The organism is Alphaproteobacteria bacterium, assembly GCA_016870095.1.
Classification (GTDB): Bacteria; Pseudomonadota; Alphaproteobacteria; order Paracaedibacterales; family VGCI01; genus VGCI01.
On sequence record VGCI01000005.1, the window covers coordinates 1 to 17,803 of the forward strand.

A 17,803-nucleotide genomic window follows, 5' to 3' on the forward strand; every position below is an offset into this window, starting at 1 on the left:
ATGACGAAAGCGAAATTTGAGCGGAATAAGCCGCATTGTAACATAGGAACGATTGGTCACGTTGATCATGGGAAGACATCATTGACAGCCGCGATAACGAAGATATTGGCAGAGAAGGGTCAAGCGAGTTATACAGCGTATGACCAGATTGACAAAGCGCCTGAAGAAAGAGCTCGTGGGATAACGATATCGACGGCGCACGTTGAATATGAGACTGATAATCGTCACTATGCGCACGTTGACTGTCCAGGTCACGCTGACTACGTAAAGAATATGATCACTGGAGCGGCGCAAATGGATGGCGCGATATTGGTTGTATCAGCAGCTGATGGTCCGATGCCCCAAACCCGTGAACATATTTTGTTGGCGCGCCAGGTTGGCGTTCCTGCGTTGGTAGTTTTTATGAATAAGACGGATATGGTAGATGACAGCGAGTTGTTAGACTTGGTTGAGATGGAAATTCGAGATTTGCTAACGTCGTATGGTTATCCTGGGGATGATATTCCGATTATCCGCGGGTCAGCGTTATGTGCTCTTGAAAGCCGAGATCCTGAAAAAGGAGCGGATGCGATTAAGAAGTTGATGGATGCTGTGGATGCATCTATACCGCAACCTGAGCGCCCGAAGGATCGTCCGTTTTTGATGCCGATAGAAGATGTGTTTTCGATATCGGGCCGAGGAACGGTTGTGACGGGTCGCGTTGAGCGTGGCGTTGTGAAGGTTGGTGAAGAAGTTGAGATTGTGGGACTTCATGCGACGACGAAGACGGTTGTTACGGGAGTTGAAATGTTCCGCAAGCTTCTGGATCAAGGAGAAGCTGGTGATAACATTGGAGCCCTATTGCGCGGAACGAAGCGAGAAGAAGTTGAGCGTGGTCAAGTATTGGCAGCGCCTGGTTCTATCAACCCGCATACAGACTTTGAAGCGGAAGCTTACATATTGACGAAAGAAGAAGGGGGCCGCCATACACCGTTTATGACGAACTACCGTCCTCAATTTTACTTCCGTACGACGGATGTGACGGGAATGGTGTATTTGAAAGAGGGAGTTGAGATGGTGATGCCTGGCGATAACATCGCGATGAAGGTAGAATTGATCGCTCCGATTGCGATGGATGAAGGATTACGGTTTGCGATTCGTGAGGGTGGCCGAACTGTTGGGGCCGGTGTGGTCTCAAAAATCTTAAAGTAAAACATTAGGTTTCTCTTGAGAAACCTATAGACAATTAAGGCAGAAGTGCGGTAAAAGAAACAGCTACCTATAAAATGTTAGCTGTTTCCTTGTGATCAAAGAGGTGAAACTATCTCTTGTTTATAAGGTACTTCTATTTGTTTTTGTAGGAGTGTAGCTCAATTGGCTAGAGCGTCGGTCTCCAAAACCGAAGGTTGGGGGTTCGAGACCCTCCACTCCTGCCAAAATTTGAGTGCATTTAAAGTAAATTTTCGAGTAATGGGTGGTAAATGCAAATGAGTGCGGATCGAAAAAAAACTGGAATACAGCAAGCATTTGAATTTATTCCACAAGTTCGTCAAGAGGTTAAAAAAGTTGCTTGGCCGTCACGGCGGGAAACACTCATGACGACAGCATTTGTCTTTGGTTTTGCTGCTATTGCAGCGGTATATTTTATGTTGGTGGATCAAGTCGTTTATCGAGTCGTCCACTCGATCTTGGGATTTGGGAGCTAAGGGAATTTTTGAATGGCTCTGCGTTGGTATGTTGTAAATGTCTATTCTGGTTTTGAGAAAAAAGTAGCTCAAGCCATACAAGAACAGGCAGAAAAAAGTGGTCTTGGTGACCGTTTTGAAGAAATATTAGTTCCTTCAGAAGAAGTGGTTGAGGTTCGTCGTGGGGTAAAGGTAAGTTCTGAAAAGAACTATTTCCCGGGTTACGTCCTTGTGAAAATGGAATTGACAGACGAAACTTGGCATTTGGTAAGAAATATCCCAAAGGTCTCAGGATTCCTGGGTGGCAAAGGAAAACCTTCGCCAATATCTGAAGCCGAAGTTAGCCGTATTTTGCGTCAAGTTCAGGATTCAATTGAGAAGCCTCGTCATTCTGTCATCTTCGAAATTGGAGAACAGGTGCGGGTTAGTGATGGTCCCTTTACATCATTTGCTGGTGTTGTGGAAGAAGTTGATGCAGAAAAAGCACGTCTTAAAGTTTCTGTTATGATTTTTGGTCGACCCACACCTGTAGAGTTGGAGTTTGGTCAAGTGGAAAAAGCTTGATAAGTATCAAGCTTTTGTGCGTTTATGTTAGATTTAAGAAATAATGGTGTTGTCAGTTACTATTGAAAACATAATTTATTTTCATAACTTTATTGAATGCGAACAAGCATTTTATGAAGTGAAAGGCTAAGAATTGCACGTAAAAGAAAAGAGAATATGTGGGAGCTTCAGCCAAGAAGCGTACCACAGACTCAAAAATTTGAGAAAATGACAGGTTCAAGTAATTGTGACTTGAGCAAAATATTGAGGAATGAAAAATGGCAAAGAAAATTGAGGGATACATTAAGTTACAAGTCCCGGCTGGAAAAGCCAACCCATCACCGCCAATTGGTCCTGCTCTTGGACAACGTGGTTTAAACATTATGGAGTTTTGTAAAGCGTTTAACGCGCAAACACAAAGCATGGATCCTGGTACGCCTATTCCCGTAGTTATTACGGTTTATGCAGATCGTACTTTTTCATTTATTATGAAAACGCCTCCTAATACCTATTGGCTTAAAAAAGCCGCTAAGATTGAGAAGGGGACAAAGACCGCAGGTCTTGAGAAAGTCGGTTCTGTAACAATGGCTCAAGTGCGGGAAATTGCGGAGAAAAAATTTCAAGATTTGAACGCTCACGATATAGATGCGGCTTGCCAGATGATTATTGGATCTGCTCGCTCTATGGGCTTGGAAGTGGTGGAGTAGATTTAAATGGTACACGTTGGAAAAAGACTGAAAAAAGCCCATGAAACAGTTCAGCCGGAAAAAGTATATCTTATTGAAGAAGCCGTAAAGCTCGTTAAGGCTAACGCGACAGCCAAATTTGATGAAACTGTCGAAATTGCAATCAATTTGAATATCGATTCTCGCAAATCAGACCAAAATGTTCGCGGTGTGGTTCAATTGCCGAACGGAACCGGTAAAAACTATCGTGTTGCTGTTTTTGCAAAAGGCCCTAAGGCTGATGAAGCTAAAAAGGCGGGTGCAGATATTATTGGTGCTGAAGATCTCATGGAAAGAATTCAAAATGGCGACATGCCATTTGAAAGATGTATTGCAACACCTGACATGATGGGGCTTGTTGGCCGCGTGGGTAAAATTTTAGGCCCTCGTGGACTGATGCCTAACCCAAAATTAGGGACTGTAACGATGGATGTTGCTCAAGCGGTCGCTGCTGTTAAAGGCGGGCAAGTTGAGTATCGCGCAGAAAAAGGCGGTGTCATTCACAGTGGCATCGGAAAAGCAAGCTTTCAAGAAAAAGCTTTAATAGAAAATATTGCAGCTTATATCGATGCTGTGCAGAAAGCCCGTCCAACAGGTATTAAAGGCTCTTTTATAAAGAAAATGACCTTGACCTCTACTATGGGCGTTGGTGTGCGATTTGAAATTCAAGCCTAAATAACAAAGAGGCCCGTGCGAAACAATTAGTTTTTTATGATTTAGAGTTAAGAAAAAAGATTCCTTAGAATCTTTTCAAAAGTTGAGGGTGACAATGGTCTAGGCCATTTTGCCTCTCTATTGACACGGTAACATTAATGCCGTGTCAGCCTGGTCCGAGACTGTGGGTCCTTTTATGGCAACATAAAAGTTTAATGGGTAACCGCCTGCATGAGACAGAAGGGAGAGACGTTTTGGCTCCTTCTGGGACAGAATCCAAAAATCACAGATTTTCTGTGGTTTTATTAAAGAAAACGCGGGAGGGATAAATCTTTTCCGTGAGTTTAACTGTTAGGGAGTGAAAAATGGACCGTTTAGGAAAAGAAGAACTGGTCTCACAAATGCGAGAATCTCTGCAAAAGGCGTCCAGCGTTATCGTTGCACATCAAACAGGATTAACAGTAGCTGAGGCAACTCAACTACGTCGCAATATGCGTGGGGCAGGAGCTGAATTCAAGGTTTTAAAAAACACTCTTGCACAAATTGCCGTTAAAGGAACAAACCTGGAATCATTAAATCAATATTTCCAGGGGCCAACTGCATTAGGATACTCTCAAGATCCTGTTGCTGCGGCTAAAGTCTTGTCTAAGTTCGCAGATACGAACGATAAGTTATCAATTGTAGGCGGATACTTAGATGGTCAAGTTCTGGATGCTCAGGCAGTCAAGTATTTGGCAAACTTGCCATCCTTGGATGAATTGCGCAGTAAAATTATTGCTGTCATATCTACGCCTGCAACTAAATTGGCAGTTTTGGCAAAAGAACCTGCAAGACGTGTTGCTTGTGTATTAGCCGCACGGAGTTAAATAGAACCTTAGAATCGTAAGCATTAATATTTTTAAGTTTAAGGAGTTAAAAAATGTCAAATCTCGATAAAATCGTAGAAGATCTATCCAAGCTAACCGTTTTGGAAGCTGCAACTCTATCAAAAATGCTAGAAGAAAGCTGGGGCGTTAGCGCTGCAGCTCCTGTAGCTGCAGTTGCTGCGGTTGCTGGTGGCGGTGGTGAAGCTGCTGAAGCGCAAACTGAATTTACAGTTATGTTGATGGATGCAGGTGCCAACAAAATTAATACAATTAAGGAAGTTCGTGCCATAACAGGCCTTGGCTTAACAGAGTCAAAAACTTTGGTTGAAAGTGCACCCAAGGCTGTTAAAGAAGGCGTTTCCAAAGAACAAGCTGAAAAGTTTAAAAAGCAATTGGAAGACGCAGGCGCAAAAGTCGACATTAAATAAGCGATTATTTAATAAAAAAATTGTGCGGGAAGAGTTTAATGCTCTTCCTGCATAATTCTATTTAAAAAACAATTGATGTATTGCAGCTAAGTATATATTGTTTGGCTCAATAGATGAGTTGTTTTAGGTTGGGTGCTCAATAATTCAAGAAGCACGCCGAAAACTTGGTTTAAGCATCGTCAAAATTGAAAGAGGACATCTATGGTAAGATCTTTCACTGGTCGGAAAAGATTTCGTAAAAATTTTGGTCGGATTGTTGAAGTGGCACCTATGCCCAATCTGATTGCGCTTCAAAAGTCTTCCTATGAAAACTTTCTGCAAATGCATGTACCACAAAATAAGCGTGAAAACATGGGGTTGCACGAGGTTTTCCGTTCTACATTCCCTATTAAAGATTTTGCTGCAAAATCTCAATTAGAATATTTCAAATACGAGCTTGAAAAGCCAAAATATGATGAAGATGAATGTCGTCAAAGAGGTCTGACATATGCTGCGCCTCTCAAAGTCACCCTACGACTCATAGTCTGGGAAACGGATGAAGATACAGGCGCCCGTTCTATTCGTGATATCAAAGAGCAAGATGTCTACATGGGCGATATGCCCCTGATGACAGATAGTGGTACTTTTATTGTCAATGGTATTGAACGTGTTATCGTTTCTCAAATGCACCGCAGTCCGGGTGTGTTTTTTGATCACGACAAAGGAAAAGCTCACTCATCAGGAAAATATTTGTTTGCTGCACGCGTTGTACCTTACCGTGGTTCTTGGCTTGATTTTGAATTTGATCCAAAAGATTTGATGCATGTTCGTGTTGATCGACGACGTAAAGTTCCGGTCACCGTGTTCTTAATGGCATTGGACAGTGCGGAAACCGAGAAGTACCGCGAAGAATATGCGGCTAAAGAAGAACCCCTTCCTGCCCACCTCATTTCTGGAATGTCAAAAGAAGAAATTTTGAATTATTTCTACGAAATTATACCTTATAAAAAGAATAAAAAAGTCTGGCAAACCCCTTTTGATGCTAATCGTTGGAAGGGCATCAAGTTGACTCGTGATTTAATTGATGCAAAGACAGGTAAGGTTGTTGCAGAAGCTGGAACAAAACTTACCCCAAGATTGGTTAAGAAATTTGCAACAGATGGTTTGACCGAAGTCCAGGCTGAATCCGAAGACTTAATTGGCCGATATATCTCCAAAGAATATGTGAATGAAGATACAGGTGAAATTTATATTGAAGCCGGTGAAGAAATTACAGAAGAAACATTGGTCATTCTCAATGATCTGAAAGTAAAAGATGTTTCTGTCCTCCATATCGACCATGTTAATGTTGGTCCCTATTTATTAAATACTTTAAATGCTGATCGTAGCAATAACAGAGAAGATGCCCTCTTGGAGCTTTATCGTGTTATGCGCCCTGGCGAGCCACCCACCTTGGATGGGGCTGAAAATCTATTTAAAGGTTTGTTCTTTGATGCAGAGCGTTACGATTTATCCGCGGTTGGACGTGTAAAAATGAATGCACGTCTTGGATTAAAAACTGTAGATACTTTAAGAACTTTGCGTAAGGAAGACATTCTCGTTATTTTGAAGACGCTGTTAGAGCTTAAAGATGGGCGCGGTGAAATTGATGACATTGATAACCTGGGTAATCGTCGTGTACGTTCCGTTGGTGAATTGTTAGAAAATCAATATCGTCTCGGCTTATCACGTATGGAACGTGCTATTCGTGATCGCATGAGTACCGTTGATATCGATACAGTCATGCCTCATGATCTTATTAATGCCAAACCTGCAGCCGCCGTTGTCCGTGAGTTTTTTGGATCTTCTCAATTGTCACAATTCATGGACCAAACAAATCCTCTTTCCGAAATTACCCATAAGCGCCGTTTATCAGCATTGGGACCAGGTGGTTTATCACGCGAGCGGGCAGGCTTTGAAGTTCGAGACGTGCACCCAACCCATTATGGTCGTATTTGTCCTATTGAAACACCTGAAGGTCCAAATATCGGGCTTATCAATTCATTAGCCACTTATGCACGCGTTAACCAATATGGCTTTATTGAAAGTCCTTACCGTAAGGTTTCTAACGGAAAAGTTTCTAAAGATGTTGTGTATTTGACAGCTATGGAAGAAGGCCGATACACAATCGCGCAAGCTAACATTGAAATGGGTGCTGATGGTACGATTAAGGATGAATATGTTACCTGTCGTCGTGCGGGTGAATTGAGCATTGTTCACAAAGACGAAGTTGGATTAATTGACGTGTCCCCTAAGCAATTGGTGTCTGTTGCCGCGTCCTTGATTCCTTTCCTGGAAAATGACGATGCAAACAGAGCCTTAATGGGATCTAACATGCAACGACAAGCTGTGCCCCTTATTCGTGCGGAAGCTCCTCTTGTTGGAACCGGCATGGAGCATATTGTTGCACGGGACTCTGGCTCAAGTGTCATTGCCAAACGATCGGGTGTTATAGATTCTGTAGATGGATTACGTATCGTTTTAAGAGTTACAGAAAAAGAAGACATTAAAGATTCCGCAGCGGGTGTTGATATCTATAATTTACAAAAGTATCAACGCTCAAATATGAGTACCTGTATTAATCAGCGTCCTCTTGTGAAAAAAGGCGACATCGTTAAAAAAGGCGATATTATTGCAGACGGACCTGCCACTGAACTTGGTGAGTTGGCTCTTGGGCAGAATGTTTTGGTCGGATTTATGTCATGGCAAGGTTATAACTTTGAAGACTCCATTCTTCTCTCACAACGAATAGCTCAGGATGACATCTTTACATCTATTCATATTGAAGAATTTGAAGCGATGAGTCGAGACACGAAGTTGGGCAATGAAGAAATTACGCGTGATATTCCCAATGTCGGTGAAGAAGGTCTAAAAAATCTCGATGAAGCTGGCATTGTGTATATTGGTGCAGAAGTCAATCCAGGTGACATATTGGTTGGTAAAGTAACGCCAAAAGGTGAAGTTCCGATGACACCTGAAGAAAAACTTCTTCGGGCAATCTTTGGTGAAAAAGCCTCAGATGTACGTGATACGTCTCTACGGGTTCCACCAGGGGTAACAGGTACTGTTGTTGAGGTGCGCGTATTTTCACGACGGGGTATTGATAAAGATGAACGTGCACTTGCTATTGAGCGGGCAGAAATTGATCGCCTTGCAAAAGATCGCGATGCGGAGCGTGTTATTTTAGAAAGAAGTTTCTATCAAAACCTGAAAGAAAGATTACTTGATCAAAAGGTGGTAACAGGGCCAAAGGGAATTAAAGCTGGCGCCAAAATCACTGAAGACTTGTTAAATGAGTTTACAAATGGTCAATGGCGTCAAATTACAGTTAAAGATGATGCTGTTATGACAGAGATTGAAGCTATCAATCAGCAAATTGATGAGAACGTGACCCGTTTACAAGATTGGTTTGAGAATAAAGTTGATAAACTACGTCGTGGAGATGAGTTGTCGCCTGGTGTTCTTAAAATGGTCAAAGTCTTTATCGCTGTTAAACGAAAAATTCAACCCGGCGATAAAATGGCGGGACGTCACGGTAACAAAGGTGTTGTTTCTCGAATTTTGCCGTTAGAAGATATGCCTTATTTAGAAGATGGCACTCAACTTGACATTATTTTAAATCCACTTGGTTTGCCTTCTCGTATGAACGTTGGACAAATTCTTGAAACCCACATTGGAGGAGCTGCGGCTGGTCTTGGTCGTCAGGTTAATAACATGTTGGAACAGTACCGTAAGCAAGAATCTACAGTTGCAGATGTGCGTTCCACATTAAACAACATATATTCTCGTCCCGATGACCAAACGGATATCAAACAAATGTCTGATGATGAAGTCTTGGAAATGGCACATAATTTACGCAAAGGCGTTCCTATTGCCACACCCGTTTTTGATGGAGCCCAAGCGGAAGATATCGAGGAAGCGTTAAAAGCAGCAGGACTCGACAGCAGCGGCCAACTTCCTTTGTATGATGGTCGGACAGGCGAACTATTTGATCGCAAAGTGACTGTTGGCTACATTTATATGCTGAAACTGCATCACTTGGTTGATGATAAGATTCATGCGCGATCCATCGGACCTTATAGCTTGGTGACCCAGCAACCTCTTGGCGGTAAGGCTCAATTTGGTGGTCAAAGATTTGGTGAAATGGAAGTTTGGGCTCTTGAAGCTTATGGAGCAGCCTTTACCTTGCAAGAAATGTTGACAGTTAAATCGGATGATGTCTCCGGCAGAACAAAAGCTTATGAGTCTATTGTTAGAGGAGATGACAACATGGAAGCAGGGGTTCCTGAGTCCTTTAACGTTTTGGTCAAGGAATTGCGGTCTTTAGGACTAAATGTTTCTTTTGAACAACAAATATAATTTGATTGAAGGGTTAGATAAACCATGAATGCTTTACGAAAAGTTATGGAGAACGTTGAGGTTGCGCCCGGCTTTGATGCAATTCGAATTTCCATTGCAAGCAGTGATCGGATACGGTCTTGGTCATACGGAGAAGTAAAGAAGCCAGAAACAATTAACTATCGGACATTTAAGCCCGAAAGAGACGGCTTATTTTGTGCTCGTATTTTTGGTCCGATCAAAGATTATGAATGCTTATGCGGAAAATATAAGCGTATGAAATACCGGGGGGTTGTTTGTGAGAAGTGCGGCGTTGAAGTCACTTTAAGCAAGGTGCGTCGAGATCGAATGGGTCATATTGAGCTGGCCTCTCCCGTTGCTCATATATGGTTTACCAAGTCATTGCCAAGTCGTATCGGTTTGCTAATTGATTTATCTCTAAAAGATTTGGAGCGCGTTCTCTATTTTGAGAATTATATCGTTATGGATCCGGGAATGACTCATTTGAAAAAGGGTCAATTAATTTCTGAAGAAGAATTTATGAGAACTCAAGATGAGTTTGGTGAAGACTCTTTTTCAGCAGGAATTGGTGCAGAAGCTCTTAAAGTAATGCTTGTGGCTATTAATTTAGAACAAGAGCAAGAAAAGCTTCGTATTGAGATGGTCGATACAACGTCTGAGATTCGTCGTAAAAAATTGGTGAAGCGTCTCAAGCTTGTTGATGCGTTTTTAGAATCTAGCACACGTCCAGAGAGTTTGATTTTAGATGTCATACCGGTCATTCCTCCAGAACTTCGCCCTCTTGTTCCTTTAGACGGCGGTCGTTTTGCCACCAGCGATTTAAATGATTTATATCGTCGCGTGATTAATCGGAACAACCGATTAAAGCGTCTCATTGAATTACGCGCCCCTGATATTATTGTTCGGAACGAAAAAAGAATGCTTCAAGAATCCGTTGACGCTCTTTTTGATAACGGACGACGGGGACGAGCTATTTCGGGTGCTAATAAACGACCTTTGAAATCATTAGCAGATATGTTGAAAGGAAAGCAGGGTCGTTTCCGGCAGAACCTTTTGGGCAAACGCGTAGATTATTCTGGTCGTTCGGTGATTGTTGTTGGTCCTGAGCTCAAGCTACATCAGTGTGGTTTGCCTAAAAAGATGGCTTTAGAACTCTTTAAACCTTTTATTTATGCTCGTTTAGAGAGATACGGCTTAGCAAATACTTTAAAAGCCGCAAAGCGAATGGTTGAAAAAGAGCGCCCCGAAGTTTGGGACGTTCTAGAAGAAGTTATTCGGGAACATCCTGTTCTTCTCAATCGTGCTCCTACGCTCCACCGTTTGGGAATCCAGGCTTTTGAACCTTTGTTGGTGGAAGGAAAAGCGATTCAATTACATCCGTTAGTTTGTGCTGCATTTAACGCAGACTTTGACGGTGACCAAATGGCTGTGCATATTCCTCTTTCATTAGAAGCGCAGTTAGAAGCTCGCGTTCTCATGATGTCAACGAACAATATTTTGAGTCCAGCCAACGGCCGTCCGATTATTGTCCCTTCAAAAGACATTGTCTTAGGTTTATATTACTTGACATTAATGGCAGAAGGTCTGCCCGGAGAAGGAATGAACTTTGGTTCTTTGCTAGAAATTGAATTTGCCTTAGCAGAGAATATTGTGCACCTCCATACAAAAATTATGGCCAGAATATCAGTTCTTCAAGAAGACGGAACGGTAATTATTAAGCGTGTGGAAACTACTCCGGGACGAATGCTTTTTGGTGAATTATTGCCAAAACACCCAAAAATTGGATTTAATCTGGTTAACCAAGAATTGACCTCAAAAGAAATTGCAAACTTAGTCGATGTTGTTTATCGCCATTGCGGACAAAAAGATACGGTTGTTTTTGTTGATAGAATTATGGGTATGGGTTTCACATATGCTACAAAGGGCGGCATATCCTTTGGTAAGGATGATCTCGTCATTCCACCCGAAAAAGAAAAACTCATCTCTCAAACAAAAACAATGGTATCAGAATTTGAACAACAATATGCAGATGGTTTAATCACCCAAGGTGAAAAATATAACAAAGTTGTTGATGCTTGGTCGCAATGTACAGATAAAGTCGCTGATGCCATGATGAAAGCAATTTCAAAAACACGTGCCGGTGAGCCTGTCAATGCAGTATACATGATGGCACAGTCGGGTGCGCGTGGATCCGTAGCTCAGATGAAACAGCTAGCGGGTATGCGGGGTTTGATGACGCGTCCGTCGGGTGATATTATTGAAACGCCGATCATATCAAACTTTAAAGAAGGTTTGACTGTTTTAGAATACTTCAGCTCGACCCACGGTGCCCGTAAAGGGTTATCTGACACGGCGTTAAAGACAGCAAACTCAGGATATCTGACGCGTCGCCTTGTTGACGTGGCGCAAGATTGTATCATTACTGAGACAGATTGCGGAACAGATAAAGGTATTATGCTAAGTGCAGTTATTGAAGGAGGAGACACTATTGCCTCTCTTTCAGACCGAATTTTAGGTCGAAGTGCTGCGCATGATGTAATTAATCTCGTTACTGGTGAAGTTATTGTAAAGGCTGCACAATTAATATCAGAAGCAGATATTGAGGCTATTGAGGCTGCAGGTATAGATACGGTCATGATTCGCTCTGTGCTTACATGTGAAACAGTTTTCGGCATTTGTGCAAAGTGTTATGGTCGAGATCTGGCACGAGGTAAATTGGTTAATCAGGGTGAGGCCGTTGGTGTTATTGCTGCACAATCAATTGGTGAGCCGGGAACGCAATTAACAATGCGTACCTTCCACATTGGGGGAACAGCACAACGTGGTGCGGAACAGTCCAGCTTGGAAGCATCCTATCATGCCACAGTTACCATACGTAACAAGAACATTGTGAAAAATGGAAGTGGCTCTAACATCGTTTTGGCACGTAACAGTGAAATTGTTCTTATGGACGACCAAGACAGAGAAAAATTCCGTCATCGTATTCCTTATGGCTCACGGATCCTTGTTGAGGATGGTGAAAAAGTCAAGCCAGGCCAGCGTTTGGTTGAGTGGGATCCTTACACAATTCCGATTATCACAGAACGGGATGGAGTTGTTCATTTCGTTGATTTGGTGGAAGGACTTTCTATTCGCGAAATTATAGACGAATCCACAGGTATTTCAAATCGCGTGGTAGTTGACTGGAAACAACAAGCTCGGGGTAGTGATTTGCGTCCTATGTTGAGCATTCGCGACAAAGATGGAAATCCTGTTATCCTCCCTAACGGCATGGAAGCTCGCTATTTCTTGACTGTCGATTCCATTCTTTCAACAGAGAATAATGTAAAAGTACGAGCTGGTGATATATTGGCGCGTATTCCTCAAGAGAAAACAAAGACGCGTGATATTACAGGAGGTTTGCCTCGTGTGTCAGAGCTTGTTGAAGCTCGTCATCCAAAGGATGCTGCTATCATTGCGGAATTTGATGGACGTGTTGAATACGGCAAAGACTATAAAGCAAAACGTCGAATTTTTGTCATACCGACCGATGAAACCTTACAGCCAATGGAATACTTAATTCCAAAAGGGCGTCACATAACAGCTCATGAAGGAGATTATGTAAAAAGAGGAGATTTGTTGGTAGATGGCAGTCCTGTGCCTCATGATATCTTGCGCATTTTGGGAATTGAAGCCCTGGCAACCTACCTTGTAACTGAAATTCAACAAGTCTATCGATTGCAAGGTGTGCGCATAAATGATAAGCATATTGAAGTGATTGCACGCCAGATGCTTCAGAAGTATGAAATTACAGATCCAGGGGAGACAATTCTAATTCGTGGCGAACAAATTGATCGCAGTGAATTCGAGCAAGCTAATAAAGAAGCCGTTGCAAAGGGTCAAAAAGCAGCTAGCGGCATTCCTATTTTGCAAGGTATAACGAAGGCATCTCTGCAAACGAAGTCATTCTTCGCGGCGGCGTCATTCCAAGAAACGACAAGAGTCTTGACCGAAGCTGCAGTCTCTGGCAAGGTTGATGCACTTGTTGGGTTGAAAGAAAATGTCATTGTGGGACGTCTTGTGCCCGCAGGGACAGGAAGTATGGTTCATAGTTTACGTAAACTAGCAGCAGAACGTGACAGGGTTGCTATTGTAGATGTGCCAAGTGAGATTGAAGATTCTAGTGAATCCGAGATCGAGGTGCAGGAGCAAATGCAAATTACGTAAGGTTTTTTTATCGATAGTGATCGAGAAACCGTTGACTTATATAAATAGCGTGTTAGTATGCCATTTGCTGGGTATGTGTCAAAACTACTCACACGGTATGCTAGTGGAATTTTTGTAAATTTGTAAAAGGATGAAGGCTTATGCCTACAATAAATCAATTGATTCGTAAACCTCGGGCCCCTAAAGGAGCCCGAAACAAAGTGCCGGCCCTTGAGGCGTGCCCTCAAAAGCGTGGTGTGTGTACCCGTGTGTTTACAACAACACCGAAAAAACCTAACTCAGCTTTACGTAAAGTTGCACGTATTCGTTTAACAAATGGATATGAAGTTACAGGGTATATACCTGGTGAAGGGCATAACTTACAAGAGCACTCTGTCGTGTTGATACGCGGAGGTCGTGTAAAGGACTTGCCAGGTGTGAGATATCACATCATTCGTGGTGCATTAGATACACAAGGTGTTAAAGATCGTCGTCAATCTCGATCAAAGTATGGCGCTAAGCGTCCTAAATAAGATTTAGTTAAGAGGGAAATACAATGTCTCGTCGTCGCGCGGCTGAAAAAAAAGAAATCTTGCCAGATCCAAAGTTTGGAGACTTTGTGTTGGCTAAATTCATCAATAGTATCATGTCTAAGGGTAAAAAATCCACTGCAGAGCGGATTGTTTACGGTGCTTTAGAAAAAATGCAAGGACGTGGTGGAAAAAACGCCATTGATTTATTCCATGATGCGCTAGAAAATGTAAGACCCGCTGTTGAAGTTCGGTCACGTAGAGTCGGTGGTGCTACCTATCAAGTTCCAACGGAAGTGCGACCAGAGCGAGCACAAGCATTAGCGATTCGTTGGCTTATTGGCGGCGCTCGTAAAAGATCAGAAAAAACGATGGTTGATCGTTTGTCTGCTGAACTTTCAGATGCAGCAAATAATCGTGGTACATCTGTTAAAAAGCGCGAAGATACTCACAAAATGGCAGAAGCCAATCGTGCGTTTTCGCACTATCGTTGGTAAGGGAAGAAGATGTCAAGAACCACCCCTCTTAATAAGTATCGCAATATTGGTATTATGGCCCATATTGATGCTGGAAAAACAACGACTACAGAGCGTATTCTCTATTATACAGGTCGATCCTATAAAATTGGTGAAGTCCATGAAGGTACCGCCGTTATGGACTGGATGGAGCAAGAACAAGAGCGCGGCATTACAATTACTTCTGCGGCAACAACTTGTTTTTGGAATGATAATAGAATCAATATTATAGACACGCCAGGTCACGTCGATTTTACGATTGAAGTCGAGCGGTCGTTGCGAGTTCTTGATGGTGCAGTGGCTGTGTTTGACGGTGTGGCAGGAGTGGAGCCACAATCTGAGACGGTTTGGCGTCAAGCAGATAAATACCATGTGCCTCGAATCTGTTTTGTAAATAAAATGGATCGTACAGGTGCCAATTTTTATCGCTGTGTAGATATGATCGTGGATCGTTTGGGCGCGCGTCCTTTAGTGATTCAGTTGCCAATTGGTGTTGAAAGTGATTTTGTTGGTATTGTTGATTTGGTTGCTATGAAGGCAATCATTTGGCAAGACGAAACGTTAGGCGCTAAATTCGACATAGTCGAAATTCCAGAAAATATGAAAGAAGCGGCAGAAAAATACCATGCCCAATTAGTGGAAATGGCTGTAGAGCTAGATGATGTTGCGTTAGAGAAATACCTAAATGGTGAAGAACCAACCATAGATGTTTTGAAAAATTGCATTCGCAAAGGCGTATTGCATGGAAAGTTTGTGCCTGTTATGTGTGGCAGTGCATTTAAAAATAAGGGTGTGCAACCGCTTTTGGATTGTGTTGTGGACTACCTTCCTTCGCCAGAAGATATTACTTCTGTCAAAGGCATATTACCAGATTCTGATGAGGAAGTTATCCGAAATGCAGATGATAAGGCGCCATTTTCGGGTCTAGCCTTTAAAATTATGACAGACCCATTTGTCGGGACATTAACTTTCGTTCGGGTTTATTCTGGAACCCTCGCAACGGGCAGTTACGTTCTCAATTCTACAAAAGATGAAAAAGAACGAACGGGGCGTATGTTATTAATGCATGCGAACAGCCGAGAAGATATTAAAGAAGCGCAAGCCGGCGATATCGTTGCGCTATGCGGATTAAAAAGTACGACAACGGGGGATACTCTGTGTGATCCATCTCATCCCGTTATATTGGAAAGAATGGAATTTCCAGATCCTGTTATTGAAATTGCCGTTGAACCAAAAACCAAAGCTGACCAAGAAAAAATGGGTATTGCTTTGGCGCGACTTGCTAGTGAAGATCCTTCCTTCCGCGTAACATCTGATGTTGAATCAGGTCAAACTATTATAAAAGGAATGGGAGAGCTGCACTTAGAAATTATTGTGGATCGTATGAAGCGAGAGTTTAAAGTTGAAGCCAACATTGGTGCGCCTCAAGTTGCTTATCGTGAAACAATTACAAAAATTGGCGATATTGACTATACACACAAAAAGCAATCAGGTGGATCTGGTCAATTTGCTCGCATTAAATTGAAATTTCAACCTCTTGAGCCTGGTGAAGGGTTTGTGTTTGAGAATGAAATTGTGGGTGGAGCGGTTCCAAAAGAATATATTCCTGGTGTTATTAAGGGTCTTCAATCTTCACTTGATACGGGTGTTTTGGCTGGTTTCCCGGTCATAGATTTTAAAGCTATTTTGTATGATGGTAGCTACCATGATGTTGACTCCAGTGCTCTAGCCTTTGAAATTGCTGCCAGAGCGGCGTTCCGGGAAGGTATCCCAAAATGTGCCCCAAAGCTACTTGAGCCGATAATGAAAGTTGAAGTTGTAACTCCTGAAGATTATATGGGAGATGTTATTGGTGATTTAAACAGTCGTCGTGGACAAGTAACGGGCATGGATCAAAGAGCAAACGCACGCGTTATTATGGCTAAAGTGCCTTTAGCAAATATGTTTGGATATGTTAATACATTGCGCTCTATGTCGCAAGGTCGTGCACAATTTACAATGCTGTTTGATCATTACGAACAAGTTCCACAGCATGTCGCAGATGAAATACGTGCGAAATCAAGTTAGAGTGTAGTAATAAAGAACTTTTTTGAAATTTATGGTTTGAAAGTTGAGAGGGTATCATGACGAAAGCGAAATTTGAGCGGAATAAGCCGCATTGTAACATAGGAACGATTGGTCACGTTGATCATGGGAAGACATCATTGACAGCCGCGATAACGAAGATATTGGCAGAGAAGGGTCAAGCGAGTTATACAGCGTATGACCAGATTGACAAAGCGCCTGAAGAAAGAGCTCGTGGGATAACGATATCGACGGCGCACGTTGAATATGAGACTGATAATCGTCACTATGCGCACGTTGACTGTCCAGGTCACGCTGACTACGTAAAGAATATGATCACTGGAGCGGCGCAAATGGATGGCGCGATATTGGTTGTATCAGCAGCTGATGGTCCGATGCCCCAAACCCGTGAACATATTTTGTTGGCGCGCCAGGTTGGCGTTCCTGCGTTGGTAGTTTTTATGAATAAGACGGATATGGTAGATGACAGCGAGTTGTTAGACTTGGTTGAGATGGAAATTCGAGATTTGCTAACGTCGTATGGTTATCCTGGGGATGATATTCCGATTATCCGCGGGTCAGCGTTATGTGCTCTTGAAAGCCGAGATCCTGAAAAAGGAGCGGATGCGATTAAGAAGTTGATGGATGCTGTGGATGCATCTATACCGCAACCTGAGCGCCCGAAGGATCGTCCGTTTTTGATGCCGATAGAAGATGTGTTTTCGATATCGGGCCGAGGAACGGTTGTGACGGGTCGCGTTGAGCGTGGCGTTGTGAAGGTTGGTGAAGAAGTTGAGATTGTGGGACTTCATGCGACGACGAAGACGGTTGTTACGGGAGTTGAAATGTTCCGCAAGCTTCTGGATCAAGGAGAAGCTGGTGATAACATTGGAGCCCTATTGCGCGGAACGAAGCGAGAAGAAGTTGAGCGTGGTCAAGTATTGGCAGCGCCTGGTTCTATCAACCCGCATACAGACTTTGAAGCGGAAGCTTACATATTGACGAAAGAAGAAGGGGGCCGCCATACACCGTTTATGACGAACTACCGTCCTCAATTTTACTTCCGTACGACGGATGTGACGGGAATGGTGTATTTGAAAGAGGGAGTTGAGATGGTGATGCCTGGCGATAACATCGCGATGAAGGTAGAATTGATCGCTCCGATTGCGATGGATGAAGGATTACGGTTTGCGATTCGTGAGGGTGGCCGAACTGTTGGGGCTGGTGTGGTCTCAAAAATCTTAAAGTAAAG

13 protein-coding genes and 1 tRNA gene are annotated in these 17,803 nt (G+C 42.8%); all 14 read left to right on the top strand.

All coding sequences use genetic code 11. The annotated features are described in order from the left end of the window. Positions 1-1,191, top strand: coding sequence for an elongation factor Tu (gene tuf, locus FJX03_04810; protein MBM3633011.1), 1,191 nt, complete (start codon positions 1-3; stop codon positions 1,189-1,191). Between the two features lie 147 nt (positions 1,192-1,338). After that, a tRNA-Trp gene (locus tag FJX03_04815) sits at positions 1,339-1,415 on the top strand. 51 nt (positions 1,416-1,466) lie between these two features. Beyond that, positions 1,467-1,685: a preprotein translocase subunit SecE gene (gene secE, locus FJX03_04820; protein ID MBM3633012.1), complete on the top strand. Its 219-nt coding sequence runs from the start codon at positions 1,467-1,469 to the stop codon at positions 1,683-1,685. Between the two features lie 12 nt (positions 1,686-1,697). Then, entirely contained in the window at positions 1,698-2,228 is a 531-nt protein-coding gene (gene nusG / locus FJX03_04825; protein MBM3633013.1) for a transcription termination/antitermination protein NusG, read from the top strand. Between the two features lie 257 nt (positions 2,229-2,485). Beyond that, positions 2,486-2,914 carry a 50S ribosomal protein L11 gene (gene rplK / locus FJX03_04830; GenBank protein MBM3633014.1) on the top strand — a complete coding sequence of 143 codons (429 nt, stop codon included), beginning with the start codon at positions 2,486-2,488 and terminating at the stop codon, positions 2,912-2,914. A 6-nt stretch (positions 2,915-2,920) separates the two neighbouring features. After that, positions 2,921-3,607, top strand: coding sequence for a 50S ribosomal protein L1 (locus FJX03_04835; protein MBM3633015.1), 687 nt, complete (start codon positions 2,921-2,923; stop codon positions 3,605-3,607). A 344-nt stretch (positions 3,608-3,951) separates the two neighbouring features. After that, positions 3,952-4,452 (top strand): 50S ribosomal protein L10, encoded by a 501-nt coding sequence (locus FJX03_04840; GenBank protein MBM3633016.1) that lies wholly within the window; start codon positions 3,952-3,954, stop codon positions 4,450-4,452. A 53-nt stretch (positions 4,453-4,505) separates the two neighbouring features. Next, positions 4,506-4,880: a 50S ribosomal protein L7/L12 gene (locus FJX03_04845; GenBank protein ID MBM3633017.1), complete on the top strand. Its 375-nt coding sequence runs from the start codon at positions 4,506-4,508 to the stop codon at positions 4,878-4,880. A 201-nt stretch (positions 4,881-5,081) separates the two neighbouring features. Continuing rightward, positions 5,082-9,257 (top strand): DNA-directed RNA polymerase subunit beta, encoded by a 4,176-nt coding sequence (gene rpoB, locus FJX03_04850; GenBank protein ID MBM3633018.1) that lies wholly within the window; start codon positions 5,082-5,084, stop codon positions 9,255-9,257. 24 nt (positions 9,258-9,281) lie between these two features. Beyond that, positions 9,282-13,463 carry a DNA-directed RNA polymerase subunit beta' gene (gene rpoC, locus FJX03_04855; protein MBM3633019.1) on the top strand — a complete coding sequence of 1,394 codons (4,182 nt, stop codon included), beginning with the start codon at positions 9,282-9,284 and terminating at the stop codon, positions 13,461-13,463. A gap of 140 nt (positions 13,464-13,603) precedes the next feature. Next, the gene (rpsL, locus tag FJX03_04860; GenBank protein MBM3633020.1) at positions 13,604-13,975 is read left to right on the top strand and encodes a 30S ribosomal protein S12; all 372 of its coding nucleotides are present in this window, start codon (positions 13,604-13,606) and stop codon (positions 13,973-13,975) included. Positions 13,976-13,998: 23 nt separating this feature from the next. Next, complete coding sequence (gene rpsG, locus FJX03_04865; GenBank protein MBM3633021.1) at positions 13,999-14,469, top strand: 30S ribosomal protein S7; 471 nt, start codon at positions 13,999-14,001, stop codon at positions 14,467-14,469. Positions 14,470-14,478: 9 nt separating this feature from the next. Beyond that, positions 14,479-16,554, top strand: a complete 2,076-nt coding sequence (gene fusA / locus FJX03_04870; GenBank protein ID MBM3633022.1) for an elongation factor G — start codon at positions 14,479-14,481, stop codon at positions 16,552-16,554. A 56-nt stretch (positions 16,555-16,610) separates the two neighbouring features. After that, positions 16,611-17,801, top strand: coding sequence for an elongation factor Tu (gene tuf, locus FJX03_04875; protein ID MBM3633023.1), 1,191 nt, complete (start codon positions 16,611-16,613; stop codon positions 17,799-17,801). Positions 17,802-17,803: the final 2 nt, after the last annotated feature.

Coding starts and splice junctions, on each gene's coding strand:
- tuf (MBM3633011.1), top strand. CDS start 1: ATGACGAAAGCGAAATTTGAGCGGAATAAGCCGCATTGTAACATAGGA.
- secE (MBM3633012.1), top strand. CDS start 1,467: ATGAGTGCGGATCGAAAAAAAACTGGAATACAGCAAGCATTTGAATTT.
- nusG (MBM3633013.1), top strand. CDS start 1,698: ATGGCTCTGCGTTGGTATGTTGTAAATGTCTATTCTGGTTTTGAGAAA.
- rplK (MBM3633014.1), top strand. CDS start 2,486: ATGGCAAAGAAAATTGAGGGATACATTAAGTTACAAGTCCCGGCTGGA.
- FJX03_04835 (MBM3633015.1), top strand. CDS start 2,921: ATGGTACACGTTGGAAAAAGACTGAAAAAAGCCCATGAAACAGTTCAG.
- FJX03_04840 (MBM3633016.1), top strand. CDS start 3,952: ATGGACCGTTTAGGAAAAGAAGAACTGGTCTCACAAATGCGAGAATCT.
- FJX03_04845 (MBM3633017.1), top strand. CDS start 4,506: ATGTCAAATCTCGATAAAATCGTAGAAGATCTATCCAAGCTAACCGTT.
- rpoB (MBM3633018.1), top strand. CDS start 5,082: ATGGTAAGATCTTTCACTGGTCGGAAAAGATTTCGTAAAAATTTTGGT.
- rpoC (MBM3633019.1), top strand. CDS start 9,282: ATGAATGCTTTACGAAAAGTTATGGAGAACGTTGAGGTTGCGCCCGGC.
- rpsL (MBM3633020.1), top strand. CDS start 13,604: ATGCCTACAATAAATCAATTGATTCGTAAACCTCGGGCCCCTAAAGGA.
- rpsG (MBM3633021.1), top strand. CDS start 13,999: ATGTCTCGTCGTCGCGCGGCTGAAAAAAAAGAAATCTTGCCAGATCCA.
- fusA (MBM3633022.1), top strand. CDS start 14,479: ATGTCAAGAACCACCCCTCTTAATAAGTATCGCAATATTGGTATTATG.
- tuf (MBM3633023.1), top strand. CDS start 16,611: ATGACGAAAGCGAAATTTGAGCGGAATAAGCCGCATTGTAACATAGGA.